At 61.7% G+C, this 22,640-nt stretch carries 21 protein-coding genes and 2 pseudogenes; 6 read left to right on the plus strand and 17 right to left on the minus strand.

Annotation, left to right across the window (positions count from 1 at the left end; genetic code table 11):
* Together A5784_RS17775 and nuoN are read left to right on the plus strand one after the other, a co-directional pair.
* Window positions 1-270 (plus strand): annotated as a pseudogene (locus A5784_RS17775) (hypothetical protein); the annotation flags it as partial.
* On the plus strand, window positions 267-1,787 hold the full coding sequence (gene nuoN, locus A5784_RS17780) for an NADH-quinone oxidoreductase subunit NuoN (protein WP_064946223.1): 1,521 nt from the start codon (window positions 267-269) through the stop codon (window positions 1,785-1,787). The pseudogene A5784_RS17775 and the gene nuoN, both read left to right, overlap by 4 nt.
* A gap of 23 nt (window positions 1,788-1,810) precedes the next feature.
* Here nuoN and A5784_RS17785 read toward each other — a convergent pair.
* Both A5784_RS17785 and A5784_RS17790 read right to left on the minus strand, forming a co-directional pair.
* Window positions 1,811-2,031 (minus strand): annotated as a pseudogene (locus A5784_RS17785) (type I glyceraldehyde-3-phosphate dehydrogenase); the annotation flags it as partial.
* Between the two features lie 531 nt (window positions 2,032-2,562).
* The gene (locus A5784_RS17790; RefSeq protein ID WP_064946225.1) at window positions 2,563-3,561 is read right to left on the minus strand and encodes a class I fructose-bisphosphate aldolase; all 999 of its coding nucleotides are present in this window, start codon (window positions 3,559-3,561) and stop codon (window positions 2,563-2,565) included.
* Between the two features lie 170 nt (window positions 3,562-3,731).
* Here A5784_RS17790 and A5784_RS17795 point away from each other — a divergent pair, with 170 nt between their 5' ends.
* Genes A5784_RS17795 through A5784_RS17805 form a run of 3 tightly spaced genes read left to right on the plus strand, consistent with a single transcriptional unit; the run spans window position 3,732 to window position 6,199 of the window.
* Window positions 3,732-5,162 (plus strand): form I ribulose bisphosphate carboxylase large subunit, encoded by a 1,431-nt coding sequence (locus tag A5784_RS17795; protein WP_064946226.1) that lies wholly within the window; start codon window positions 3,732-3,734, stop codon window positions 5,160-5,162.
* Window positions 5,163-5,179: 17 nt separating this feature from the next.
* Complete coding sequence (locus tag A5784_RS17800) at window positions 5,180-5,599, plus strand: ribulose bisphosphate carboxylase small subunit (RefSeq protein ID WP_064946227.1); 420 nt, start codon at window positions 5,180-5,182, stop codon at window positions 5,597-5,599.
* A 3-nt stretch (window positions 5,600-5,602) separates the two neighbouring features.
* On the plus strand, window positions 5,603-6,199 hold the full coding sequence (locus A5784_RS17805; RefSeq protein WP_064946228.1) for an alpha/beta hydrolase: 597 nt from the start codon (window positions 5,603-5,605) through the stop codon (window positions 6,197-6,199).
* 24 nt (window positions 6,200-6,223) lie between these two features.
* On the opposite strand, the gene A5784_RS17810 is transcribed toward A5784_RS17805, so the two are convergent.
* The 10 genes from A5784_RS17810 to A5784_RS17855 all read right to left on the minus strand — a co-directional run bounded on the left by A5784_RS17810 (window position 6,224) and on the right by A5784_RS17855 (window position 16,333).
* Window positions 6,224-6,556: a putative quinol monooxygenase gene (locus tag A5784_RS17810; protein WP_064946229.1), complete on the minus strand. Its 333-nt coding sequence runs from the start codon at window positions 6,554-6,556 to the stop codon at window positions 6,224-6,226.
* Window positions 6,553-7,602 (minus strand): alcohol dehydrogenase catalytic domain-containing protein, encoded by a 1,050-nt coding sequence (locus A5784_RS17815; RefSeq protein ID WP_064946230.1) that lies wholly within the window; start codon window positions 7,600-7,602, stop codon window positions 6,553-6,555. Before A5784_RS17815 ends, A5784_RS17810 begins: the two co-directional genes overlap by 4 nt.
* A 13-nt stretch (window positions 7,603-7,615) precedes the next feature.
* Entirely contained in the window at window positions 7,616-9,262 is a 1,647-nt protein-coding gene (gene groL, locus A5784_RS17820) for a chaperonin GroEL (protein ID WP_064946231.1), read from the minus strand.
* Window positions 9,263-9,298: 36 nt separating this feature from the next.
* Window positions 9,299-10,324, minus strand: a complete 1,026-nt coding sequence (locus A5784_RS17825; RefSeq protein WP_064946232.1) for an NAD(P)-dependent alcohol dehydrogenase — start codon at window positions 10,322-10,324, stop codon at window positions 9,299-9,301.
* Window positions 10,321-11,049, minus strand: coding sequence for an iron-sulfur cluster assembly protein (locus tag A5784_RS17830; protein ID WP_064946342.1), 729 nt, complete (start codon window positions 11,047-11,049; stop codon window positions 10,321-10,323). The genes A5784_RS17825 and A5784_RS17830 overlap by 4 nt, the downstream gene beginning before the upstream one ends.
* Window positions 11,050-11,054: 5 nt before the next feature.
* A complete protein-coding gene (locus A5784_RS17835) occupies window positions 11,055-12,083 on the minus strand; it encodes an amidohydrolase family protein (protein ID WP_064946233.1) in 1,029 nt (342 codons plus the stop codon).
* A gap of 21 nt (window positions 12,084-12,104) precedes the next feature.
* On the minus strand, window positions 12,105-12,446 hold the full coding sequence (mimD, locus tag A5784_RS17840; RefSeq protein WP_062830758.1) for a propane 2-monooxygenase effector subunit MimD: 342 nt from the start codon (window positions 12,444-12,446) through the stop codon (window positions 12,105-12,107).
* A complete protein-coding gene (locus tag A5784_RS17845) occupies window positions 12,443-13,543 on the minus strand; it encodes an aromatic/alkene monooxygenase hydroxylase subunit beta (protein WP_064946234.1) in 1,101 nt (366 codons plus the stop codon). Before A5784_RS17845 ends, mimD begins: the two co-directional genes overlap by 4 nt.
* Before the next feature lie 30 nt (window positions 13,544-13,573).
* Window positions 13,574-14,617, minus strand: coding sequence for a 2Fe-2S iron-sulfur cluster-binding protein (locus tag A5784_RS17850; RefSeq protein ID WP_064946343.1), 1,044 nt, complete (start codon window positions 14,615-14,617; stop codon window positions 13,574-13,576).
* Between the two features lie 87 nt (window positions 14,618-14,704).
* Window positions 14,705-16,333, minus strand: a complete 1,629-nt coding sequence (locus tag A5784_RS17855) for an aromatic/alkene/methane monooxygenase hydroxylase/oxygenase subunit alpha (protein WP_064946235.1) — start codon at window positions 16,331-16,333, stop codon at window positions 14,705-14,707.
* 207 nt (window positions 16,334-16,540) lie between these two features.
* Here A5784_RS17855 and A5784_RS17860 point away from each other — a divergent pair, with 207 nt between their 5' ends.
* Window positions 16,541-18,298, plus strand: a complete 1,758-nt coding sequence (locus tag A5784_RS17860; protein WP_064946236.1) for a sigma-54-dependent Fis family transcriptional regulator — start codon at window positions 16,541-16,543, stop codon at window positions 18,296-18,298.
* Window positions 18,299-18,313: 15 nt separating this feature from the next.
* Here A5784_RS17860 and A5784_RS17865 read toward each other — a convergent pair whose 3' ends face one another.
* From A5784_RS17865 to A5784_RS17885, 5 genes are all read right to left on the minus strand, one after another.
* A complete protein-coding gene (locus A5784_RS17865; protein ID WP_064946237.1) occupies window positions 18,314-19,213 on the minus strand; it encodes a phosphoribulokinase in 900 nt (299 codons plus the stop codon).
* 5 nt (window positions 19,214-19,218) lie between these two features.
* On the minus strand, window positions 19,219-20,295 hold the full coding sequence (locus tag A5784_RS17870; RefSeq protein WP_064946238.1) for a class 1 fructose-bisphosphatase: 1,077 nt from the start codon (window positions 20,293-20,295) through the stop codon (window positions 19,219-19,221).
* A 79-nt stretch (window positions 20,296-20,374) separates the two neighbouring features.
* The gene (gene hypB / locus A5784_RS17875; protein ID WP_064946239.1) at window positions 20,375-21,169 is read right to left on the minus strand and encodes a hydrogenase nickel incorporation protein HypB; all 795 of its coding nucleotides are present in this window, start codon (window positions 21,167-21,169) and stop codon (window positions 20,375-20,377) included.
* A gap of 3 nt (window positions 21,170-21,172) precedes the next feature.
* A complete protein-coding gene (locus tag A5784_RS17880) occupies window positions 21,173-21,511 on the minus strand; it encodes a hydrogenase maturation nickel metallochaperone HypA (RefSeq protein ID WP_064946344.1) in 339 nt (112 codons plus the stop codon).
* 45 nt (window positions 21,512-21,556) lie between these two features.
* Window positions 21,557-22,612, minus strand: a complete 1,056-nt coding sequence (locus A5784_RS17885; protein WP_064946240.1) for an AraC family transcriptional regulator — start codon at window positions 22,610-22,612, stop codon at window positions 21,557-21,559.
* Between the last annotated feature and the right edge of the window lie 28 nt (window positions 22,613-22,640).

The following is a 22,640-nucleotide window of genomic DNA, read 5'->3' on the forward strand; positions in this document are numbered from 1 at the left end:
CGCTACCCAGTGCTGGCGGTGTTCGCCGCGACCGCCCTGGTGCTCTCCGCGGTCTACATCCTGTGGACCTACCAGCGAATGATGACCGGACCGGTCCTTGACCAAACACGGCACTTCCGCGACCTCGAACTTCGTGAAGTCATCGTCGTCGCTCCACTTATCGCGCTTCTTCTGGTGCTCGGTGTGTATCCGAAGGTGGCGCTTGACGTGATCAACCCCGCGATCTCATATATCCAGACCGTTCCTGCGTCGAGGATGAATGCGCAATGACAATTCTCAAGCCCAGCATCGAGTACGCGTTGTTGTCTCCGATGCTGATCGTCTTCGGAGCCGCAGTGGCCGGGATACTCATCGAGGCGCTGCTACCCCAAGATGCTCGGTACCGCGCCCAGGCCACGTTGACTGTGGCTGCGCTCGGGTCTGCCTTCGTCGCGGTGCTACTTGTTGGGTCCCACCACGGCACCGCGGTGATGGGCTCCGTCATGGTGGACGGACCGACACTGTTTTTCCAAGGCGCGATTCTGGTGGTCGGCCTATCAACGGTGGCGCTGATCACCGAACACCGACTCGCCGCCTTCGCCCGCCAAGGGTCGCTGATTCCTGACAGCCGCGAAGAGCAATGGGCCGACGCCGCTGGGATCGTCCAGACTGAGATATTTCCGTTGTTTCTGCTCACGACCGGCGGAATGTTGGCATTCTGCGCGTCTGCTGACCTTCTGTCCATGTTCGTCGCGTTGGAAGTGCTTTCGCTGCCCCTATACGTGCTTTGTGGGCTCGCACGACGTCGCAGGCTGATGTCGCAGGAAGCCGCTTTGAAGTACTTCCTGTTGGGAGCGTTCTCATCTGCGCTCTTCCTCTATGGCGTCGCACTCGTCTACGGATACTCCGGAACACTGACATTGTCGGGTATCGCCGAATCGCTGTCCGGCCAAGGCGGTCCAATATCGTTGGCCATTACCGGAGTTGGCCTGCTATCGGCCGGGTTGCTGTTCAAAGTAGGTGCGGTTCCGTTCCATTGGTGGGTGCCCGACGTGTACCAAGGCGCGCCGACTCCGGTCACCGGATTTATGTCCGCCGCGACGAAGATCGCGGCCTTCGGCGCTATGTTGCGCGTCTTTTACGTCGCTCTGCCGAATCTGGTCACCGACTGGCGCCCGGTTCTCTGGGGCTGCGCCGTCCTCACGATGCTGGTCGCTGCTGTGCTGACAGTTACCCAGACGGACATCAAGCGCTTGCTCGCTTACTCGTCCATCACGAACGTTGGATTTCTGCTGCTGGGACTGTCAGGATCCCAGGATGGGTTGTCCGCGACGATGTTCTACCTCGTCACGTACGCCGTAACAACCTTGGGTGCATTTGCCGTGATCTCGACGATCAGACAACCCGACGGCCAAGAAGCAACTGACATCCTCCATTGGTCCGGACTCGGCAGATACTCACCCAAAGCGGCCGGCACACTGACACTGTTCCTGCTGTCAATGGCGGGTATTCCATTGACAGCGGGGTTCGTCAGCAAGTTTGCGATCTTTCAGAGCGCTGCCAGCGCGGGCGGCGGGCCTCTGGTCCTGGTAGGTGCGATCAGCAGTGCCATAGCGGCTTTCGCTTACGCCCGCGTGATCGTGATGATGTTCTTCAACGCACCTGATTCCGAGACACCTCGGGCCGTGTTGCCGGAATGGCCGACAATCACGGTTATCGCGCTAGCCGCAGCAGCCACAGTAGTTTTCGGCGTCATCCCCCAGCCGCTGCTCGACCTGGCGACCCGTGCTGGGTCCTTCTTGCCCTGACCGTCGTAGCGAGTCGTCAAGGGCTAGAGCGACTCGCCGACCAGTGCGACCAGATCGGCGAGGCGGTTGGAGTAGCCCCACACGTGGTCGTACCAGGAGACGACCTTGGCCTGGTTGTCGTTGTCGATGACTTTGGTCAGGCCCAAGTCGAACAGCGAGCTGTGCGGGTCGGTGACGATGTCGCTCGACTTGACACGATCGGCGCGTCGTAGCACTTCATGATGCCCTTGAGCGGGCCCTCGGCTTGCTGCGCCGCGACGGCCCGGTAAAAGTTGCGGCCGAAGCCGGTGACGCCTACCCGGATGGTCACGTGATGTTCTCGGTGACTCTTTGGTTTCACGAACAACACCATAGGATCCGGGAGCTTGCCATGTTCTCCCCCGACTAGATGGCCGCGCAGAGGGGTTCGACTCACACAAAGCCCCCGTCTCGTCCCCCGGTTGGGTGCGGCGCGAGACGCCGGATAACCGCAAGCTAGAGATCACCCCAGCTGGCAGAGGAGGTCTGCAATGTCATCGCAACTCGTTCTAGCAACGGGTGACCGGGTGCGAGTGGCTTCAGGAGTGCTCGGCCGGCTGGGGTGGGTCCGTTCAATCTCACCGGGTTACGTGCTCGTCCAATACGATCACGGTGAGCGTCAAGTTGTCGACCTCACTCGACGCTCGGTGCAAGCTATCGGATAAGAGATCCGCACGCGCTGTGATTCATAGGTTCGCCAACGCCACGGGGACAGCGCATCGGTTGAGGGGGTAAACGCGCTGTCCCCGGGCGAGACTCAGGCTGACTGGAGTTCAGCCCGCCGTCGCGCTGCGGCACCGTTGGCAGCCACGCGTTCGAGTAGCGCAGCCTGCCCGGCCTCAATGCGGTCGGGATCACCATGCCACGCCGTCAACGCAGGTGACACCAGTGCGCGGCCAAAGGAGAACGTCAGTGGCCACGGCGTGTGATGCGACTGCATCGCCTCCAGATTGGCTGTAGCCCGCTCTGGCGACTGCCCGCCAGATAAGAAGGCAACTCCGGCAAGGTCGCCCGGCCATGCCCTCAGCAGATCCACAGTGATGTCGGCGATCTCGTCCGGCGTCGATCGGCGCCCGTATCCATCACCTTCGATAACCATGTTCGGCTTGAGCACGATCCCCGCAAGATCCACATGGAGCAATGCAAGTTCAGCTCGCACGGCGGTGTGAACTTCGCTTGTCACGTCGCGGCAGACGCTCGGATTGTGAACGCCCTCCATGAGCACTTCGGGTTCGACGATGGGAACAATTCCGGCTTCCTGACATGCCGCGGCGTACCGCGCCAATGCGCTCGCATTCGCCCGAATCGCCCCGCAGCTCGGCGATTCGGCGGTTATGGAGAACACAGCCCGCCATTTGGCGAATGCGGCACCCATCTGTGAGTACTCAGCCAATCGCTCCGGGAGTCCGTCGAGACCCTCGGTAATCGTCTCGCCGGGCAGGCCCGGACACGGCTTAGCCCCGATGTCGACCTTGATTCCCGGCAGAATACCAAGACTGCGCACTGCCTCCGTGAAAGGTGTTCCATCGCTGAAGTTCTGCCGCAGTGTCTCGTCGCAAAAGATGATGCCCGAGATGCTCGCAGACAGGGCCGGTGCAGTAGCGAGCAGTTCCCGATACTTGCGACGGTTCTCTGCCGTCGGTTCGACTCCAGCCTGCTGCAACCGCTTCGACATGGTGGAAATGCTCTCATCGGCGGCAAGGATCCCCTTGCCCGGCGCCATCATCTGCGCTGCAATCTGTCGACAAATCGTCATCTGGTCCTGCCCTTCGGTTCCATGGTGGTGGTCCGAAAGTTAGCGGCCTGCACCACTTACAGCCTCACCAAGGAGGTGGATGCGCGGGGTGAAACCATAAAGTATTTACTTGAGAATCGGTCGAAGAATGTCAATAGACACGTTGATTGTTCACTGGCAGCATTCCACCCATGACAGATCGATGGAATGCCGGGGTGATCCCCTACGCCGAGATGGGTTACTGGCAACCGGACTATGTGCCAAAAGACTCCGATGTGCTGTGCGCGTTTCGGATCACGCCGCAGCCCGGCGTGCCCCCAGAAGAGGCAGGGGCAGCGGTTGCCGGCGAATCTAGCACGGCCACATGGACAGTGGTATGGACCGACAGGCTGACGACCTTCGAGCATTACCAGGCCAAGTGCTACCGCGTGGACGCAGTGCCGAACGCACCTGGGCAATGGATCGCCTGGATTGCCTACGATCTTGACCTGTTCGAGGAAGCGTCGATCGCCAACTTGACAAGCTCGATCATCGGCAATGTTTTCGGATTCAAACCGCTCAAGGCACTTCGCTTGGAAGACATGCGTATTCCAACCCAGTACGTCAAGACTTTCCAAGGCCCAGCGCACGGTGTAGTGATGGAGCGTGAACACCTGAACAAGTTCGGTCGGCCTCTGCTCGGCGCCACGACCAAGCCCAAGTTGGGTCTGTCAGCGCGAAACTATGGCCGCGTGGTCTACGAGGCGCTGCGTGGAGGGCTGGACTTCACCAAAGATGACGAGAACATCAACTCGCAACCGTTCATGCGTTGGCGCGACAGATTCTTGTTCTGCATGGAAGCTGTAAACCGAGCACAAGCCGCCACCGGTGAGATCAAAGGTCATTACCTCAATGTCACCGCGGGCACAATGGAGCAGATGTACGAGCGAGCCGAATTCGCCAAGGAACTCGGTTCGGTGATCGTGATGATCGACCTGACCATCGGGTACACCGCGATCCAATCGATGGCGAACTGGGCCAGGGCGAACGGTGTCCTACTGCATCTGCACAGAGCCGGTCACGGCACCTACACCCGCCAGAAAACACATGGCATCAGCTTCCGGGTGATCTCCAAGTGGATGAGGTTGGCTGGTGTGGACCATATTCACGCGGGCACGGTCGTCGGAAAACTCGAGGGAGATCCCAACTCCATCGCCGGCTTCTACGACACGTTGCGGCTCGACTCCGTTGCGGCCGACCCGGTCAAGGGTCTCTACTTCGATCAGCATTGGGCGTCTATGCCCGGTGTCATGCCAGTTGCGTCGGGAGGCATCCATGCCGGGCAGATGCATCAATTGCTCCACTATCTGGGCGAGGACGTCGTTCTTCAGTTCGGCGGTGGCACCATCGGTCACCCTATGGGGATCGCTGCCGGTGCCGAAGCAAATCGCGTAGCGCTCGAGGCAATGATCAAGGCTCGCAATGAAGGCCGCGACTACTACGAGGAGGGACCGGAGATTCTCAAGAAGGCGGCGGCCAAGAACCGCGCGCTCGACACCGCTCTGGCCACGTGGGGCGACATCTCGTTCAACTACGAGTCCACGGATACTCCCGACGTCGTCGCCACACCTACCCTTACCTGACCAGGATTGGACCGTACATGCGAATCACCCAAGGCACCTTCTCCTACCTTCCGGATTTCACAGACGACGAGATAGCGGCTCAGATCAACTACGCGCTCGACAACAATTGGCCACTGTCAGTCGAATTCACCGATGACCCCCATCCACGCAACGTGTACTGGGAAATGTGGGGATTGCCGATGTTCGACCTGAAGGACGCCGCCGGGGTGATGCTGGAGGTCAACGCGTGCCGTACCGCATATCCGAGGTCCTATGTCCGCCTGAACGCATACGACGCACGTCTCGGCCGTCAAACCACGGCGTTCTCATTCCTCGTGCAACGGCCGGAGACTGAACCCGGTTTCAGGCTCGACCGCGCCGAGGGTTCTGACCGAAGGATCGCCTACACCACATTTTCCTACGCTGCAACCCAGCCGCCGGGGCACCGTTACGGATGACCGATGGTTGACGCGACCAGACCCCAATACCACCCTTCGACACACCTTCTGGAGTCGATCGATGGGTATCACGTGCCGGTGACCGTGTCCGGTCCGGACACCGGTCGCGTGGTCATCATGCTCGACGAAGCACCACGGTGCTTAGGTCCGTACGCGCTCGTGCGGGAAAGATTGCATGTCGCTGCGTTCCGCATCATCGGCGTGCATGCGCAAGCCGGACTGACTCCCAAATGCGTCGTGAACATTCTTGACCAACTCGAGGTGACCGGCGGGCTGCTCGTTGGTGACGGCTACGGCGGCGAACTGGCGTGGAAACTCGCCGCCACGCAACGGCATCGTTTCACTGGCATGGTCGTTGTCGATTCCGGTCACCCAAAGGTGCCTGGTATCGACGGAAAGGTGCGCGATACCCACTGCCCCACAGTGGAACTGGATACCACCATATTGGTCGGCACGGCGGCTTTTGATCGAGTAGCGCGCGCAAGCAGGCGCTATGTGCATGGCGAATTTCGATTGGTAGAAGTCGCTGGAGTGCGCGGGTCCCGCCACTTCACCGCTCAACTCACGACCGAGATCGTGTTGCGCGCACTTTCGCGGTGACTAAACAGGCGTAAGTGACGATTGCTATGTCCTTGCGCCGATCTGCAGCTCGCCCATCTCCGACCAGTCATCTCCATTGATCTCGGTGTGGATGATTCGCGGTGTCCTGCTCAGCAGTGGACGCATCGACTCCAGGCCGTCGCGGAAGTGCTGGGAGTCCACGTGTTCGCGACCTGCCTGCTGGTCCCGGAATGCCTCTACCAGAAAATACTCTGATGAATTGTCGACACTGCGCGACCATTCGAACCACAGGTTCCCCGGCTCTGCACGGGTCGCTGCAGTGAATTCTGCAGTACGTGAGAGCCATTCATCTTGGCGGTCCGGCACAACATTGAACCGGACCACGATGAAGATCATCGGTGCAGTCCTTCCAGCAAGATTTTGAGCGCGCCGGTCTCGCCGGCTCGCCCGAACACGTCGTAGGCTGTCTCGAAGTCACTCAGCGCGAAACGGTGGGTGATCAGCCCGGAGGTATCGAGTTGCCCGCCGGCGATCAGATCGATCAGGGTCGGTGTCGAATACGTGTCGACAAGACCGGTGGTCACCTTGAGGTTCCGACTCCAGAGGGTCTCCAGATGCAGGGTCACCGGTGCCCCGTGGACACCGATGTTGGCTACACGTCCACCCGGCCTCACCAGCGCCGTGGCCAGCTCGAAGGTGGACGGAGTACCCACCGCCTCCATTGCCACGTCCGCACCCGGACCGCCGGTCAACTCCGCGATCACGGCGACCGGGTCATCGGCCCCGTTGTTCACCAGGACGTCGGCACCGAGTTTGTGTGCGGCGTCAAGCCTGCTCTCGGTCCGGTCAATCGCCACGATGTGGCTGGGGCTGAACAGTTTCGACGTCAGGATCGCCGCAAGACCGATCGGCCCGACACCGACTACCGCGACCACGTCAGCAGGCCCAACGCGACCGTTGAGGACGCCTACCTCGTAGGCGGTCGGCAGGATATCGGCAAGCAAGATCATCTGCTCGTCGCTGATTCCGTGGGGAACTTTGTACGTCGAATTGTCCGCGAACGGCACCCTGACGTATTCCGCCTGGGTGCCATCGACGAGGTGGCCCAGGATCCAGCCACCACCGCCCAGGCACTGTCCGAATGCGGCCGCACGACAGTATCTGCAGGATCCGCACGCGCTCACACAGGAGACCAGCACTCTGTCCCCGACAGCCACTCGCGTCACCGCCGATCCGGTTTCGACCACGGTGCCGACAGCCTCGTGCCCTAGTACCCGGCCCGCAGCCACGTCTGGCACGTCACCGTTGAGAATGTGTAGATCGGTGCCGCATATCGTCACGGCGTCCACCCGAACCACCACATCGGTCGCATCCCGGATCGCCGGATCGGGTACGGATTCCCACGATCGCCGGCCCTCGCCTTGGTAGACAAGCGCTTTCATGTCACCTCCTGCGTCAGTAGATGTTCGACGGACGGACCATGCCTTCAGCCAGGTCGCCGAAACCGGGCGCGATGATGGCGCCAGGATTTCCGAGAACCTGTTCGACGACCGCCGTTTCGGTCGTGATCAGCAGGGCCGCGATGGAGGCCGCGCTTTCCAGCGCCGCTCGAGTGACCTTGATCGGATCGATAACGCCCTCGTCGAACATGTCGCCGTATTCGCCTGTCAGCGCATTGAATCCGTGACCGAGAGGAAGGTCTTGCACGATCTGGACGACATCGTCGCCCTCAAACCCGGCATTGTTCGCTATCCAGCGCAGCGGCTCGGCCAATGCGCGGCTCACCACCTGGGTCCCGATCGTCTCATCCCCGGGCAACGCGAGGTCGGCCAGCGCCCGGTGGGCCTGTGCAAGTGCGGTGCCGCCGCCGGCCACGATGCCGGCTTGCAGCGCTGCCCGGGTGGCCGCCAACGCGTCCTCGACCCGCAGCATACGTTCCTTGAGCTCCACGCTGGTCGCGCCGCCAACGCGGATGACCGCCACTCGGCCGGTCAACCGGGCGATACGCAGATCAAGGTTGTCGCGGTCGGCATCGATCCTGGCGCGCTCCCGCTGGGCCTCCAGTTGGCTGACCCGGGCGTCCACCAGGTGATGTTCGCCGCGGGCCCCCACGATGGTGGTCTGATCCTCGGTTACGGTGATGCGGTCACACGATCCGAGATGCTCTATGAGCACTTCGGACAGTTCGATTCCGGTGTCCTTGGCGACGACGTGGCCCCCCAGGGCGACTGCCAGGTCCTCGAGTTCCGCGACCCTCCGGTGGCCGAAACCAGGGGCCCGGACCACCACAGATTGCATGGTCCGGTGCATGTTTCCGCCGACAAGCAGCTGCAGTGCGTGCCCGTCCACATCCTCGGCGAGCACCACCAGCGGGCGATCAGCCCGTTTCGCCGCCTCGATGGTCGGCATGATGTCCTGAACCGCGGTGATCTTCTTATTGGTCAAGAGGATCAGCGGGTTGTCGAGCACAGCCTCCATGCGCTCGGGATTGGTCACCATGTAGGCCGAAATATAGCCGTGGTCGAACTCGATCCCGTCGACGATGTCGACCGACAGCCCCAATGCGTCGCTTTCCTCGGTGGTGATCACCCCCGCCTCTCCGACATGCTCGACCGCACGGAAGATGGCCTCTCCGATGACGTCGTCGTCGCTGGCAGCCAGCGTGGCGATACGGACCAGGTCTCCGCGCCCCACCGGCACGGACTGTTCGGTGAGCGCCTGTAACACCACCGGCACCGTGCGTTCGATGCCGCGGCGCAACCGCATTGGGTTGGCTCCGGCTTCCACCGCGCGCAGCCCTTCGCGGACCATGGCCTGGGCCAGCACAGTCGCGGTGGTGGTGCCGTCCCCAACGGCACCATTGGTCTTCATCGCCACTTCCTTGACCAGTTGCGCCCCCATGTTCGCAAACGGATCGGCCAATTGGATCTCACGCGCAATGGTGACACCGTCGTTGGTGATTGTTGGTGGACCGGTCAGCTTCTCCAGGACCGCATTTCGTCCTTTCGGGCCCAGTGTGACCTTGACGGCGTCGGCAAGCGCGTTGACGCCGAACTCCAACCGGGCACGGGCATCAGTGTTGTACCGCAATTCCTTGGCCATGGCTTGTTCCTCTCTGTGGGTCTGTCGAAGAGATGTTCAGGGAACGAGAATGGCGCGCCCGCGCACCCGTCCCGCGTCGAGATCGTCAAGTGCCGTTTGGAATTCGTCGAGCGCGTATTTGCTCGTGTGCAACGCGACCTTGCCCTGCGCGGCCAGAGTCATCAGTTCCTGCAGATCGTTGTACGAGCCGACAAGGTTGCCGATGAAGTTGATCTCGGTGGAGATGATGTCGATGGTGGGGACATCGATGTTCTCCCCGTAGCCGACGACGAAATAGTTCCCGGCCCGACGCAGCATGGCGACGCCCTCCTTGGTCGCACCCCCCTCCCCGACGAAGTCGAGAACAGCCTCGGCACCGTGACCGCCGGTGAGATCCCGGATCTGCTCCACGTGGGTGCCGTCGGCAACGATGCCCCGGTCGGCGCCGATCTCGACAGCCAGTGCGACGGCCGCCGGGTTGCGATCGACCACCACGACGGTCGCACCCGAAATCGCCTTAAGAACTTGAATTCCGATGTGTCCCAGACCGCCGGCGCCGATCACCACACACACATCCCCGGGGCGGGTGGCGTGTGCCACCTTCGCGACGGCGTGGTAGGCGGTCAGCCCGGCGTCGGCGAGCGCAGCCACATCGGCGGGCTCGAGTGTGTCGTCGATCTTCACCACACTGCGGGCTGTGGTGCGTAAATACTCGGCGTAGCCACCGTTGGTGTCGATGCCCGGGAACTGGCTGTTCTCACAGTGGACGTCGTCACCGAACCGGCATGCCCGGCACAGTCCGCAGGTGATCAGGGGATGCAGGATCACTTTGTCGCCCGGGGCGACGTTGGTCACCGCGTCCCCCACGTCGTGCACCCATCCGGCATTCTCGTGGCCGATGGTGTACGGCAGTGTCACACCGGATTTCTCGGCCCACTGGCCCTCCAGGATGTGCAGGTCTGTGCGGCACACCCCTGCCCCACCGATGCGCACCACCACGTCCAGGGGACCGGCGACCTTGGGGTCCGGCACCTCGGTCAATTGCAGTTTGGTGTGGTATCCGACCACCTGGACGGCCTTCATTGCGGACTCCTGGTTCTGGTATTGGTGAATTGTGTTGTCGAAGAGGCAGCTTCGCCGTAACGGGTGGCAAGCAATCCTCGGCAGAAATGCGCGTTTCCCTCAATTGAGACACGGACCGAACGCGCGTACCTCAGCCGCATCGGTGCGGCTTCCGGCGCCAGCGGATGACCATCCTCGTCCACCAGCACCCGGCTGTTAGGGCAGGTGCTCAAGCCGATGGCGAAACGCCGCCGCATCAACGCCGACTTCTCCCGGCCGTCTTGCAGATCCCGCAGCGTCAGCCGTTGGATCCCGTCGGGCGCACACAGACCGTCACGAATGGCGGTGGCCACACACCGTTCCATTGCTGCCGTGTGCGCCTTGCGCTGGAACGTCTTCCGCAGATCGTCGAGGCTCTCCAGCGCCTCGGATCCGAACGTGCCGAGATAGCCGGAGTCGGCGGCCAGCCCGGCGTTGATCTTGTCGCTGTCGTGGTGATCGTCGAGGAGCACCCGCACCGCACCGATGTCGTCGATCGACCGCAGAGCGTCCAAGGCGTCGGATGCCATCAGGTAGGCGAAGTTCGGTGAGCAGAACGCCGTGGGCAGGCGCAGGTGAACGGTGATGCCGGCGTCGTCGATGGCGACCGACCGGACGAACCCGAGTTCGGTGATCGGTTGGTCCAGTTCGGGATCCAACACGGTGTCCAGCGCCGCCTGCACCTGGGCGTCAAGACCGGCCAGCATCGCGGTCACAGCGGTACCGCCGCCGCGACCGCGGCCACGCTCTGCTCCTCGGCGCCCTGGAATTGCTCTGGCACATCGATGTCATAGAGCGCGGCGGCGTTCAGCCCGAGGATTTTCTGCTTCTGCGCCACGGTGATCGACGGGTACTCCGATCGCATGTCCTCTGGAATGTCGAAGTCGACGAACTTCTCCACCAGCCACCGGGGCGTCCACAGCGCATAGTCGCTGCCGAACAGGATGCGGTCCTCGCCCAGCCAGTAGAGCAGTTCGCCGATGATCTGGGCGAAGTAGCGGGGACGGGTGTGGATGAACGGGATCGCGACGGCCAAGCCACCGTAGACGTTGGATTCCTGCGTGGCGATCCAGCAGAAGTCCTCCAGCCGGGGCAGGCCGACGTGTTCGACGATGAAATTGAGTTCCAGATAGTCGGTGGCTACCTTGTCGACGTCGGCGACGTCGAACGAGTCCCGGTCCAGCGGCCGGATGGTAGGCCCCTTGTGCACGTGGATATTACGGATGCCCAACTCGATGCACTCTTCGAGGTAGCGCCGGGACCAGGGCTCGTCCAGCTTGTAGCCGCGGGAATCGCCGTGCCATTCGGCGGTGTACAGCTTGACGCCCTGCAGGTTCATCCGCTCCGCGTCTCTGCGCAGCTGTTCCAGGCCGGCTTCACCGTATCGCGGATCGTAGGCATGGTTGTAGGTAAGCTTGTCGGGATGACGCTGCGCCAGCCCGAACGCCTCTTCGGTCTGGCCGAAACCGTTGACGTAGAAATCGCTCAGCAGTGTGGCCTGGAATATGGCGTGGTCGACGTAGCCGTCGACGAACAGATCACGCATGAGCCGGTCACCACCGTAGTAGGTGTAGGTGTCGTAGTCCCAAAGCTCCTCCTCGGGTGAGAGATTGCGGTGGTAGTCGTAGAAGCAATCGATGAATTGCTTGCCGTGCACGTTCTTGTGGTTCGATGCGCGCCCGTCCCAGATGTGGACGTGACCGTCGACGATGAAATAAGAGTTGCCGTCCTTGGTGTACATCGAGACTCCTTGCTGGTCGGGTTATTTCGCGGTGAGGTCGAAGCCGATGTACTCGGCGGCATCCTCGGGGCTGGCGAAGAGCAGTGTCTTGTCGTCCAGGTGCACCATGCGCCCGTAGTGGGTCGAGCTGATCTCTTCGAATATGGAGCCGTCGAACTCCTCACCCAGCGCATCTGTGAGTTCGGCGTAGTCGAAGTTCAGCAGACGCTCGCCGTCGACCCGGATCATCGAGGGATACTCGGTTAGTTCCACCCCGTCCTTGGCGCCCATGACGTCGGCAACCACCCGACCGATCGGTGTGTTCATCAGTGTCACACCGCATTTGTTGGAGAATTCCGTCGCGGATCCGAACTGCATGCTCACTTCTGCAACTCCTCGGGAACGTCGAGCTCGATGGATTCGAGCAGGGATGTGAACTTCTCCTCGGCGGCACCGAGGCTGGAAGCGAACGTGACTGCCTTCTCGGCCGGCTGCGACCACAACGGCTGCAACGCCCGGGCGGCATCCAGGCAGCGCGGCGCCCAGGTTGCCAGCCATGACGAGAACAGTGCCTTGTTGGACTCGCCGTGGACCTCGTCGCGCGCCAGCAGCCGGAACAGGTTGCGGGCATATGCGAGATCCCGGTCGTAGTCGTGCTCACCGGTGCCGACGATGGTGGGGGTGATGTAATCGCCGTTACGCGCGGCGATCTGCATCACGAGTTCGCTGCGGAACAGCGAGCCGACGAGTTGTTCGAAGACGATGTTCGTGGCGAACAGCAGTTCGCACCAGTCCGGTACCGCGGTCAGCCGCTCGACCACCTCACGCGTGGGCTGCCATTCCGGTGCCGATTGCCATACCTGCTTGTGCGCAGCTCCGTCGAATCCGTGAGCCTCCTCGGAAAGATCCAGGTTGAACAGCGCGAGATCCTGCGCGAAACGCAGCTTGTGTGCTGCGTTCACGGCGACGGCGGTGTTGATCATGTTGGTCGGCGCGGACCGCTGGATCGATGTGAAAACGTGGAGCGCGAGGCCGTTCTCGGCGTGCATCCACGCACCGACGTTGCGCTCCAGGAACTTCAGCCAGGCGCTGTTCCAGCCGTCGTACGCCCTCGCTCGCTTGGCGTTCTTCAGACACAACTCAACTTGCTTGACCACCGCGGTGTTGTTGCGGTAGATCGTCTGGTCCCATTCTTCGTTGGGGTCCAAGAAGGCATGCCAGTTGATCGACTTGGCCACCGTCCAGTCCTGCGGATAGCCGCCAGGGCCGTTGCCGAATCCGTAGATCCAGCCTTGGGTGAGGTGTCGCTCGGGGTCGGGCTGGACATCCACCGTGACGTCCTCGTACATCGTCGAGCGCAGTTTCGCGGGCTGGTAGTAGGTGAACTTCCGGCTCTTCGAACTGGGGAATTCCAGCGCACCCGCCTCCGAGTCGGTGAACTCGATCTTGGGGAAGCTGCGCTGCTTTGCAGGTGCGGACATCGTGCTCTCTTTCTGTTGGGCTGCAACGGTTCAGTCGAAGATCGGGCTGGTGAACTTGTCGTAGAACACTTGGTCTTTGGGCACCGAGTGGTCTTGCAGCAGCTCGAGGGCGGCGTCGACCATTGGCGGCGGGCCGCACAGGTAGATTTCGTGCTTGGCGATATCGGCTTCGTGGCGGGCGACGACATCAGTGACGTTGCCGTTCTCGACGCTTACCGCGGCGGGCAGTTCCCCGTCCATCGACTCCGACAGGCAGGCGGTGAATTCGAAATCCACCAAACTCTTTCCTATGTCGGCGATCTCATCGAGATAGAAGAGGTCTGAGGCGGTGCGCGCGCCGTAGTAGAACCGCACAGGTCGGGGGCTGGCCGTCTCGCGCATGTGGCGGAGCAACGCCAGTACGGGTGCCATTCCCGCGCCACCCGCAATACACACCACCGGCAGGATGTGCCCGTCCTTCAGAGTCGACGTGCCGTACGGCCCGGTGAGCGCGAGCTCATCGCCTGCGGCAAGCCCCTCGTCGAGCAGTCCGGAGAACTTTCCGCCCGGGTACTTCTTGATCAAGAACTCGACGTGTCCGGGTGTGGATGAGGTCGAGGCCATCGAGAAGGATCGGTGCTCGTCGGTCCCCGGGATGTGAATGTCGGCGTATTGCCCCGCCTTGAACTCGAATGTCGCCGGAGCGACGGCCTCCAGTCGCAACGACACAATGTCGCGGGTGACGGGCTCGATCGCCGTGATTCTGGTACGCACATCCTGAATCGGCACGCCGCCGAGGAGTTCGTCCTCGTCGAAGTTCAGCAGCTCGATCGTGCAGTCGCTGAAGGCGTGTGAACGGCACAACAGCACATAGCCCTCTTCCACCTCTGCGTCGTTGCAGGCGAACGTCGAGTAGTCGTCCATCTGGACGTCGCCGTCCAGTAGGTAGGACTTGCAGGCTGAGCACCGGCCTTCCCGGCAGCCGTGCATCAAGTGAATGCCCTGCCGGAACGCGGCGTCCAGGATGTTCTCGTCCTCTGCCACGTCCATCTCGATGTCGACGGGCTCGAAGCTGATGCGGTGGATATCGGCCACCATGCCTCCTATGGGAGTTGTGCATTCTCTGGTGGATTCCGGTGGGTGGCGCGCCAAGCCGACGCCACCCACCGGAGATCGGGGTAATCAGGCGGTGACTGCACCGGCGCGGTAGGCGGCGATATGCGCCTGCCGCTCTTCGTCGCTCATCTCGTTGAGCAGCACGTTGGGACTGTTGAACGTATTGCCGCGGACATCGTCGAGGGTCCACATCTTGCCCGGATCAAGTTCCAGGTGGGGCTGCCCCACCAGCGTCTTGCCGTCATCTCGGACGTACCCGAGATCGGCTACGATGTCGGCAAGGTCCTTACCGTGGTGCAGGGTCTCCCATTCCCGGAATCCGGTGAGCCGGCCCATGTTCGGCGTCGGACGACCCTCGTATTCACTCCGGAAAGCGACTGCGTCGGTCCAGTGGCAGGTCTCCGAGCAGTAGGTCCGCCATTGACCGTCCACCTTGTCGACGATCATGTCCTCACGGATCAATGCGGGAACCATGCATGTCCAGCAGCGGTGCGGGTACTGGTAGCCAACTTCTTCAAAGGCGATGGGCTTGTTGCGGCCGGGGTAGGCCAGCCGGTTGTAGTCCTCCCACCAGCGCCCGAACTTGTTGTACCAGCCCGGGTACTTCTCCTCGAACCATTCGAAGTCCTTGTCGGTCATGGCGTCGATGCGCCAGTAGTTGACCGGCCACCCGGTGGCGAAGAAGCGGGCCACCTCGTGCACGTAGTGCTTGTCGACGATCCGCTTCCACGCCTCCTCGACGAGATCGTGCGGGATCGTCAGACCGTACTTCTCCAGCGGCAAGAGGTAGCTGCGGTAGTAGTCGTCATAAATCCAGCGCCGCCACATCTCTGCGTAGCTCTCGCGGTCCTTGCGGCGGTCCTTGGTGCCGTATTCGATGAAGGTCCCGATTGCGGCATCCACGACGCAGTGGTTGTTCCACCATGCGTACCGCAGGTCGCGTTCGAGCAGCGGCCGGTTGCGCTCGTCGGCCAACGCCATCAACAGGATCGAGTAACCGTTGGAGATGTGCCGTGACTCGTCGGATTGCACCGAGTGGAAGACCGTTGGCAGCAGGTAGTCACCGTTGGCTGCCGCCTCGTCGGGCATCGCGACGAAAAGTGTGTTGGTGAAAGCAGTCTCGGCGACGACCGTGAGATAGATGTTGGCCGACGTGATGGCGTCCCCGGTGATGAATCCCTCACCGAACTGGCGACCGATGGTGCCGGCGTAGTTGTTGGCGAACGCCTTCTCGGTGATGTCAAAGCCGGCCGGGTCGATGTAGTTGTTCATGTACAGCTTTTTGAGGTTCATCTGGATGGTCGAATGCCGCACCTCGTCGATCATCTGCACGGCCAACCCGTTGTGGATCTCCGGATTGGGCACGGCGTCGATGGCCATCGGCATGGCGCGGGCGGCCGAGATCTCCGGGAACGGGATGATCGACAGGAACAGCTTCTGCCATTCCAGCCATCGCTGCTGAACCTGCCGGAACATATTGCCGCGGATCGCGCCGTCCATGGCTCCGTAGACGCGGTTGTCCTTCTCCTCCTCCATGGGGAAGTAGGACCGCATGATCTGCTTGAGCGGATCTTTCTTCGGTGCCTTCTCGAACGTGTAATCCGTGCCGAAGCGCGTCGCTGGTGTGGCGAACGTCGGTTCCCACGAGAGTTCGGTGATCTTTGCATGGGCCTTGGTCAGGCTTTGCCTACTCAAAGTGCGCCTCCTGTGTGCGGGGCCGCCGCTGCCGGCGGTCGTTCGATGCACACAGATGCAACCCCGAGGCGCAGGTCACAGACGTCTCACTATGAGACATGAATCACATCGAGCGGGCCGCGGCCATCTTGTCTCAAAGTGAGACGCAGCCCACAGAGTGGGCAGCTAGGCTCCTAACGCATCCGCTTCAATGTCGAGGAACCGCAGATGGCCAACAGCGTCCGCACCGGCGAGGACCTCCGTCGAGCTCGAGAAGAATTTCTCGCGAACGGCGCGGCACACAGCAACCTCGTGACGCCCGACGTGCTCAATTCTTGGCGACGCTCCCAAGCGCTGGATGTTCACCCCGACCGCGTGGACCTGAGTTTCGTGCGCGAGCCCGACCCGGATACGCCGCTGCTGGCCGCGGCCACGCCCGTCCTGCGGCGCATTGCCAGCGACTTGGCAGACCAAGCCGTGGGCGTGATCCTCACTTCGGCCGACGGCGTGGTGCTCGACCGGACCTTATCGGACCCGGCAATCATGCGGGCACTCGACGACGTGCGGCTGGCACGGGGATACAGCTACGCCGAAGAGTTCGCCGGCACCAACGGTATCGGCACGACACTGGAAACCGGCGTCGCCACCTTCATCCGCGGCAGCGAGCACTACGTCGGGACACTGGAGCGGCTCGCCTGCGCCGGCTCACCCATCCGGGATCCGGTCATCCGCAGGGTGCTCGGCGTCGTCGACCTCACTTGTTGGGCCAGGCAGTCCGACCCCCTCTTGTTCGTCCTGGCGAAGAGCGCGGGCAGTCAGATCGAGGACCGCCTGACGGCATTGCGGAACGAGCGCGAGACCGCGCTCCTCGACTCTTACCTCAAACACACGCGCAGGTATCCCGGTGGTGTGCTCGCCATCGGGGGCGAAGTCGTTCTGATGAACCCCCATCTGAGGCAGACACTCGATGCCGTCGACCAGAGCACGCTGCTTGATCACGCCGCGGAAATGGTGAATTCGCGTGGGCGCTCGACCACGATCGCCTCACTGCCCAGTGGGATCACGGTGAGAATCACGTTGGCAGAGATGATCTCGGAAAGAAATGCCAACGGCACCGCGGTTTTGCATGTGCACCTGAACAATCAATCGAGCTTTGCGCAGTCTGCCTCGGTGGAAACCATCCCGCGGCTCGCGGGGCGGAGCAGTTCGTGGCTACGCAGCTGCCAGCAGGTCAGCCGGTGCTGCCGAGACCGCGATTGGGTAGTCATCGAGGGCGAGTGTGGATCAGGCCGGGCCAGGCTAGGACAGGCAGTCGCCCAGCACGTCAATCCCTCCCGCACCGTGCGGATACTTCGGTTCGAGGGTTTCCACACGACAGAGAGCTTCATCGCGGAACTGGATGCGGAGACGGAAGGCGACGATTTCGCGGTGGTGCTGGCCAATGTCGACACCCTGCCCGACGACGCTTTGGATCCTCTGTCGACCATCCTCCAGACCTGCGCCGGGCGGGGCTGGGTGGCGGCCACCATGGGCACAGATTCTCGCTCACCACGGGTGGACGCGCTGCTTCTGCCGTTCTTCACCCACACCGTGACCGTACCGGCATTACGCCACCGCATAGAAGACCTCTACGAGCTCGTCCCCGCGCTGCTGCGCGAGTTGACCCGCGGAGCGGATGTGCGACTCGCGCCCGAGGCCATGCGCCAACTCACCAAACTGCCCTGGTCGGGCAACGTCGCTCAACTACGGAAAGTGTTGGCAGAAACCGTCTCCCTGCAACGTACCGGCACGATCGGCGCCGACAAACTGCCGGCCGAGTGCCGCTCAGTGTCCCGTCGACGGCTGACCCAGCTCGAAGCCCTCGAACGCGATGCCATCGTGCGCAGCCTTCAGGAGAACTTCGGCAGCAAAAGCGATGCCGCCGAAGCGCTCGGAATGTCGCGTGCCACCATCTACCGCAAGATCAAAGAGTTCGGTATCGCATGAGTTACTGCGACGTCCTCATCGACTGACAAGTTGCGCGTCACGTAGTGCGGCCTTCCGCCGATCGATCAGGCGCAGGATCATCGGCGTGAAAATGAGTTGCATGGCAAGATCCATTTTCCCACCCGGGCAGACAATGGTGTTCGGGCGTGACATGAACGAATCATGCAGCATCGCCAACAGATACGGGAAATCGATGCCGTGGGGATCACGAAACCGGATGATCAACATGGATTCGTCTGCCGTGGGAATGGTCCTGGCGATGATTGGGTTCGAGGTATCTACCACCGGCACGCGCTGAAAGTTGACATCCGTGTTGGAGAACTGCGGGCAAATGTAGTGCAGGTAGTCTGGCATTCTTCGGAGGATCGTGTCGGTAACGGCCTCAGAGGTATACCCGCGAACAAACCTGTCCCGGTGCAGCTTTTGGATCCACTCCAGGTTGATCACGGGAACCACGCCGATGCGAAGGTCGGCATGCCGTGCGACATCCACTGTCTCGGTCGTGATCGCACCGTGCAAGCCCTCGTAGAACAGCAGTTCGGTGCCCTCCGGTAGGTCCGCCCAAGTGGTGAACGTTCCAGGGCTCTGGTCGTACGGCCTGGCTTCTTCGTCGTCGTGGAGATACTTGCGGACTTTGCCGGTCCCGTTCTCTCCGTAGCTTCGGAACAACGCCTCGAGTTCCTCGAAAAGGTTGGCTGCCGGACCGAAGTGGCTGAACGTGTGGTCACCACGAGCATGCGCTTCGGCAATCGCTGATTTCATCTCAAGGCGATCGAAGCGGTGGAAGCTGTCGCCCTCGACATAAGCGACGTTGACATCCTCACGGCGAAATATCTGCTGGAAGGTGCGCATCACCGAGGTGGTGCCGGCACCCGAGGACCCGGTGACCGAGATGATCGGATGTGCTCGCGACACCGCGGTCAGCCTGCCTGAGCCGCGCGGAACAGGCCACGGTTGCCGTACAGCGGCAGCGCCGAGGTTGAATCGTAGCTCTCGCAGTGATATTCGGCGATTCGCGTAACCTCTTCGCGAGCACCGAAAATCAACGAGATCCGCTGGTGTACCTCGCCGGGGATGACATCGAGCACCCGATTTCGACCTGTACTGGCAGCGCCTCCCGCTTGCTCGATAAGGAAGGCCACCGGGTTCGCCTCATACAGCAGACGTAGGCGGCCCGGCTTGGCCGGCTCACGAGAATCCCGCGGGTACAGAAAGACGCCTCCCCGGGTGAGGATACGATGTGTCTCAGCCACCAGTGACGCGACCCAGCGCATGTTGAAATCCTTTTGTCGCGGGCCCGACCGGCCGGCCAGGCACTCCTGCACATACCGCTGTACCGCCGGCTCCCAGAACCTCTGGTTGGACGCATTGATGGCGAATTCCTTGGTATGGGCGGGTATTTGGATCGATTCTCGAGTAAGTACGAACTCACCGAGGCTCGGATCAAGGGTGAACGCGTGTACACCGGTACCGACCGATAGAACCAGCATCGTCGACGGGCCGTAAATCGCGTATCCCGCACATACTTGCTGAGCGCCCGGCTGCAGATAATCCTGGGGTTCCGCGTCACGCCCTGGTTCAGGGGCCCGCAGGATCGAAAATATGCTTCCCACAGAAACATTCACATCGATGTTCGATGATCCATCCAGCGGATCGAACAGCAGCAGGTACTTGCCCCGCGGATACTCTGCCGGCGGGCAGTAGGGTTCCTCCAGCTCCTCAGACACCATTCCAGCGACATGTCCGCTCCATTCAGTGGCGCGGAGGAAGTAATCGTTGGCGAGCACGTCGAGTTTTTGTTGCACTTCGCCCTGGACATTGGTGTGTTCGGCCGATCCCAATAACCCGCCCAACGCCCCGACCGCGACGCGGTTCGATATCGCCTTGCAGGCGAGCGCTACATCGAGGATCAGGCCATTGAGATCGCCGGACGCGTGCGGGTGTCGTCGACGTTCTTCTATCAGGAATTGGACCAATGTGGTGCGGTCTGCAAACATGCCCAAAGGATCTCCGCACCACGCCAAGAGGCCATCCCCCTCTTGGGTGGGTGGCTGGGTGGCTGCCTGTCGAGTGAGCTCAGCCGACGCTTTGGCCTGAGCTTCTCCTTGAGTGCAGCTCGGCCAGCCATTCGCACCAGGCGGAGATGCCATGTCCAGTGCGAGCACTCGTCTCGATCACCCTGGCCGCTGGGTTTACTGTGCGTAGGTTGGTGTAGAACGCCGACAAGTCATAGTCGAGGTGCGGGATCAGATCGATTTTGTTGACGATGACGAGGTCGACCGAACGGAACATCACCGGATATTTCAGCGGTTTCTCTTCCCCTTCGGTGACCGCGTACACCATGGCGCTCGCATGCGCGCCCACATCGAACTCTGCGGGGCACACGAGATTTCCCACGTTCTCGATGACAAGTAGCTCAAGATCGGCCAGTGGCAGCCGAGGTAGTGCCGACCGCACCATGGGCGCATCGAGATGGCACTCGCCTCCGAACCCATCTGCGGTGTTGATCAGGGCTATCGCGGCACCGAGTCCGCTGAGCCGGTCCGCGTCGATGCTGGTTTCGATATCACCCTCGACCACTCCGATCCGGAGCCGATTCTGCAGTTCGCGCAAGGTTTCCCGAAGCAGCGTTGTCTTTCCGGCACCGGGAGACGACATCAAGTTCACCGCCGTCAAGCCCGCGCGCTCGAAGTCCTGGCGGTTCGCTGCGGCCGTTTTGTCATTCTCATCGAATATGCGCTCAAGTACCACCACGCGATCACTCGCGGTGGTGTAGCCGGAATGATCACCGTGATCGTGCGAATGGTCAAGCTCGTGCGGGTGTTCGTGCTCGTGCTCGACGCCGTCGTCGTGTCGGTGAAACCTGCCCATCGGTCATACCTCCGCCAAATCCAATGAGGTGATGAGGAATTCGTTACCCTCAACAAGGTCCACAGCATGACCCGAGCACGATGCACAGGCCATCACGAATTCGTCGAGGACCTGCTCAAAGCCACAGTTTGTGCACCGGATCTTTGCGGGTACACGCTCGACCTGAAGCTCGGTGCCTTCCAAATCGGAGCGCTCGGTCACCAAAGACCAGCAATAGACGAGCGTGTCGGGAACGATCTGACGCATCGCCCCGATCTGTACGTGGACGGTCAGGACGTCTCGTCCCTGCGCGTGCTTTCTCACGATGGCTAGCATCGAATTGCAGATCGAGAGTTCATGCACCGTCGACCTCCTCGAGTCTGACGCGACCATACACGTTTCCTCGACTCACTGACGCAGTGTTTCCGACGGTGCCATGCCCCAGCGCTTCCGATACTCCGCGGCGAAGCTGCCGAGATGGTTGAAGCCCCAACGGGTTGCCACGTCAGTCACCGTCACACCGTCGGCAGGAAGAGCATCGGTCAGTTCTGCGTGCACTCGTTCCATACGACGATCGCGAATATAAGCCATTGGGGATAACCCTAATTCGTCGCGGAAGCCTTGCTGGATCGAGCGGATGCTCATGTGGACGCTGCGAGCGAGCGAGTCCATCGTGATCGGTTCGGCCAGATGCGCGTCAATGTACTTGATGGCTTCCTGGACCACCCTACGACCCGGATCCGTCAAGGGCCTGATGAACTCATCGTGATAGTTCGACGGCTGAATGTGCAGCAAGCTGTTCATGAGCAGGTCCTCGATGCCATCGATTCCATGGCCGCTATGGACGAGCGAACCGGTCTGATAGACCTCCGTGTGCAGCAGCTGCACAGCCGCGTGCCAGCGCGTGGCCACATCGGTGGTCAAGTCGAACTGCGGGTCGAAAACCAGAGGCGCGGTTAGCCTTCGCCCACGTAGCCGGGTGAGGTAGTCAACCAGAGCCTGCTCTTCGATGCGGATCAGCAACTGCGGTGAGTCGTCGTCGAAGCGCATTGTGAGGGCGGTGCCCGGATTCGTCACCAGGGCCCTGATCGTGTTCGCTTCGAACTCGTGCCCATTGTGCTGACAGTGCGCGGTGCCATTCATGGGCATATGCACGCCGAAGTATCGGCCGAGCACAGGAATCTCCAGGGTCGACCGGACATGCAAGTCCAGATACAACATGCTGACGTTGCGCAGCCGCACGCCATGCATAGTCGATGCGAAGCCCGACGGGTCCTCACCGAGGGTGATCCACCCCGGCGCCAGCGCCCGGCTCAGTAGCTTCCCAGCTTCGCGAACACTCTCGGTGTAGAAGATCTCGTTGTTTGCCAGAGCCGGCGGCACACCACGCGATCGCACCTTCCGGCGCACCGGGTCGCCGGTCCGCCGCGTGTCGATGAAACCCAGCCTGGATAGACGAGACACAACAGTCAGCCATCCTGGAAGCGGGCAG

This window comes from Mycobacterium sp. 852013-50091_SCH5140682 (assembly GCF_001665685.1).
Taxonomy (GTDB): Bacteria; Actinomycetota; Actinomycetes; order Mycobacteriales; family Mycobacteriaceae; genus Mycobacterium.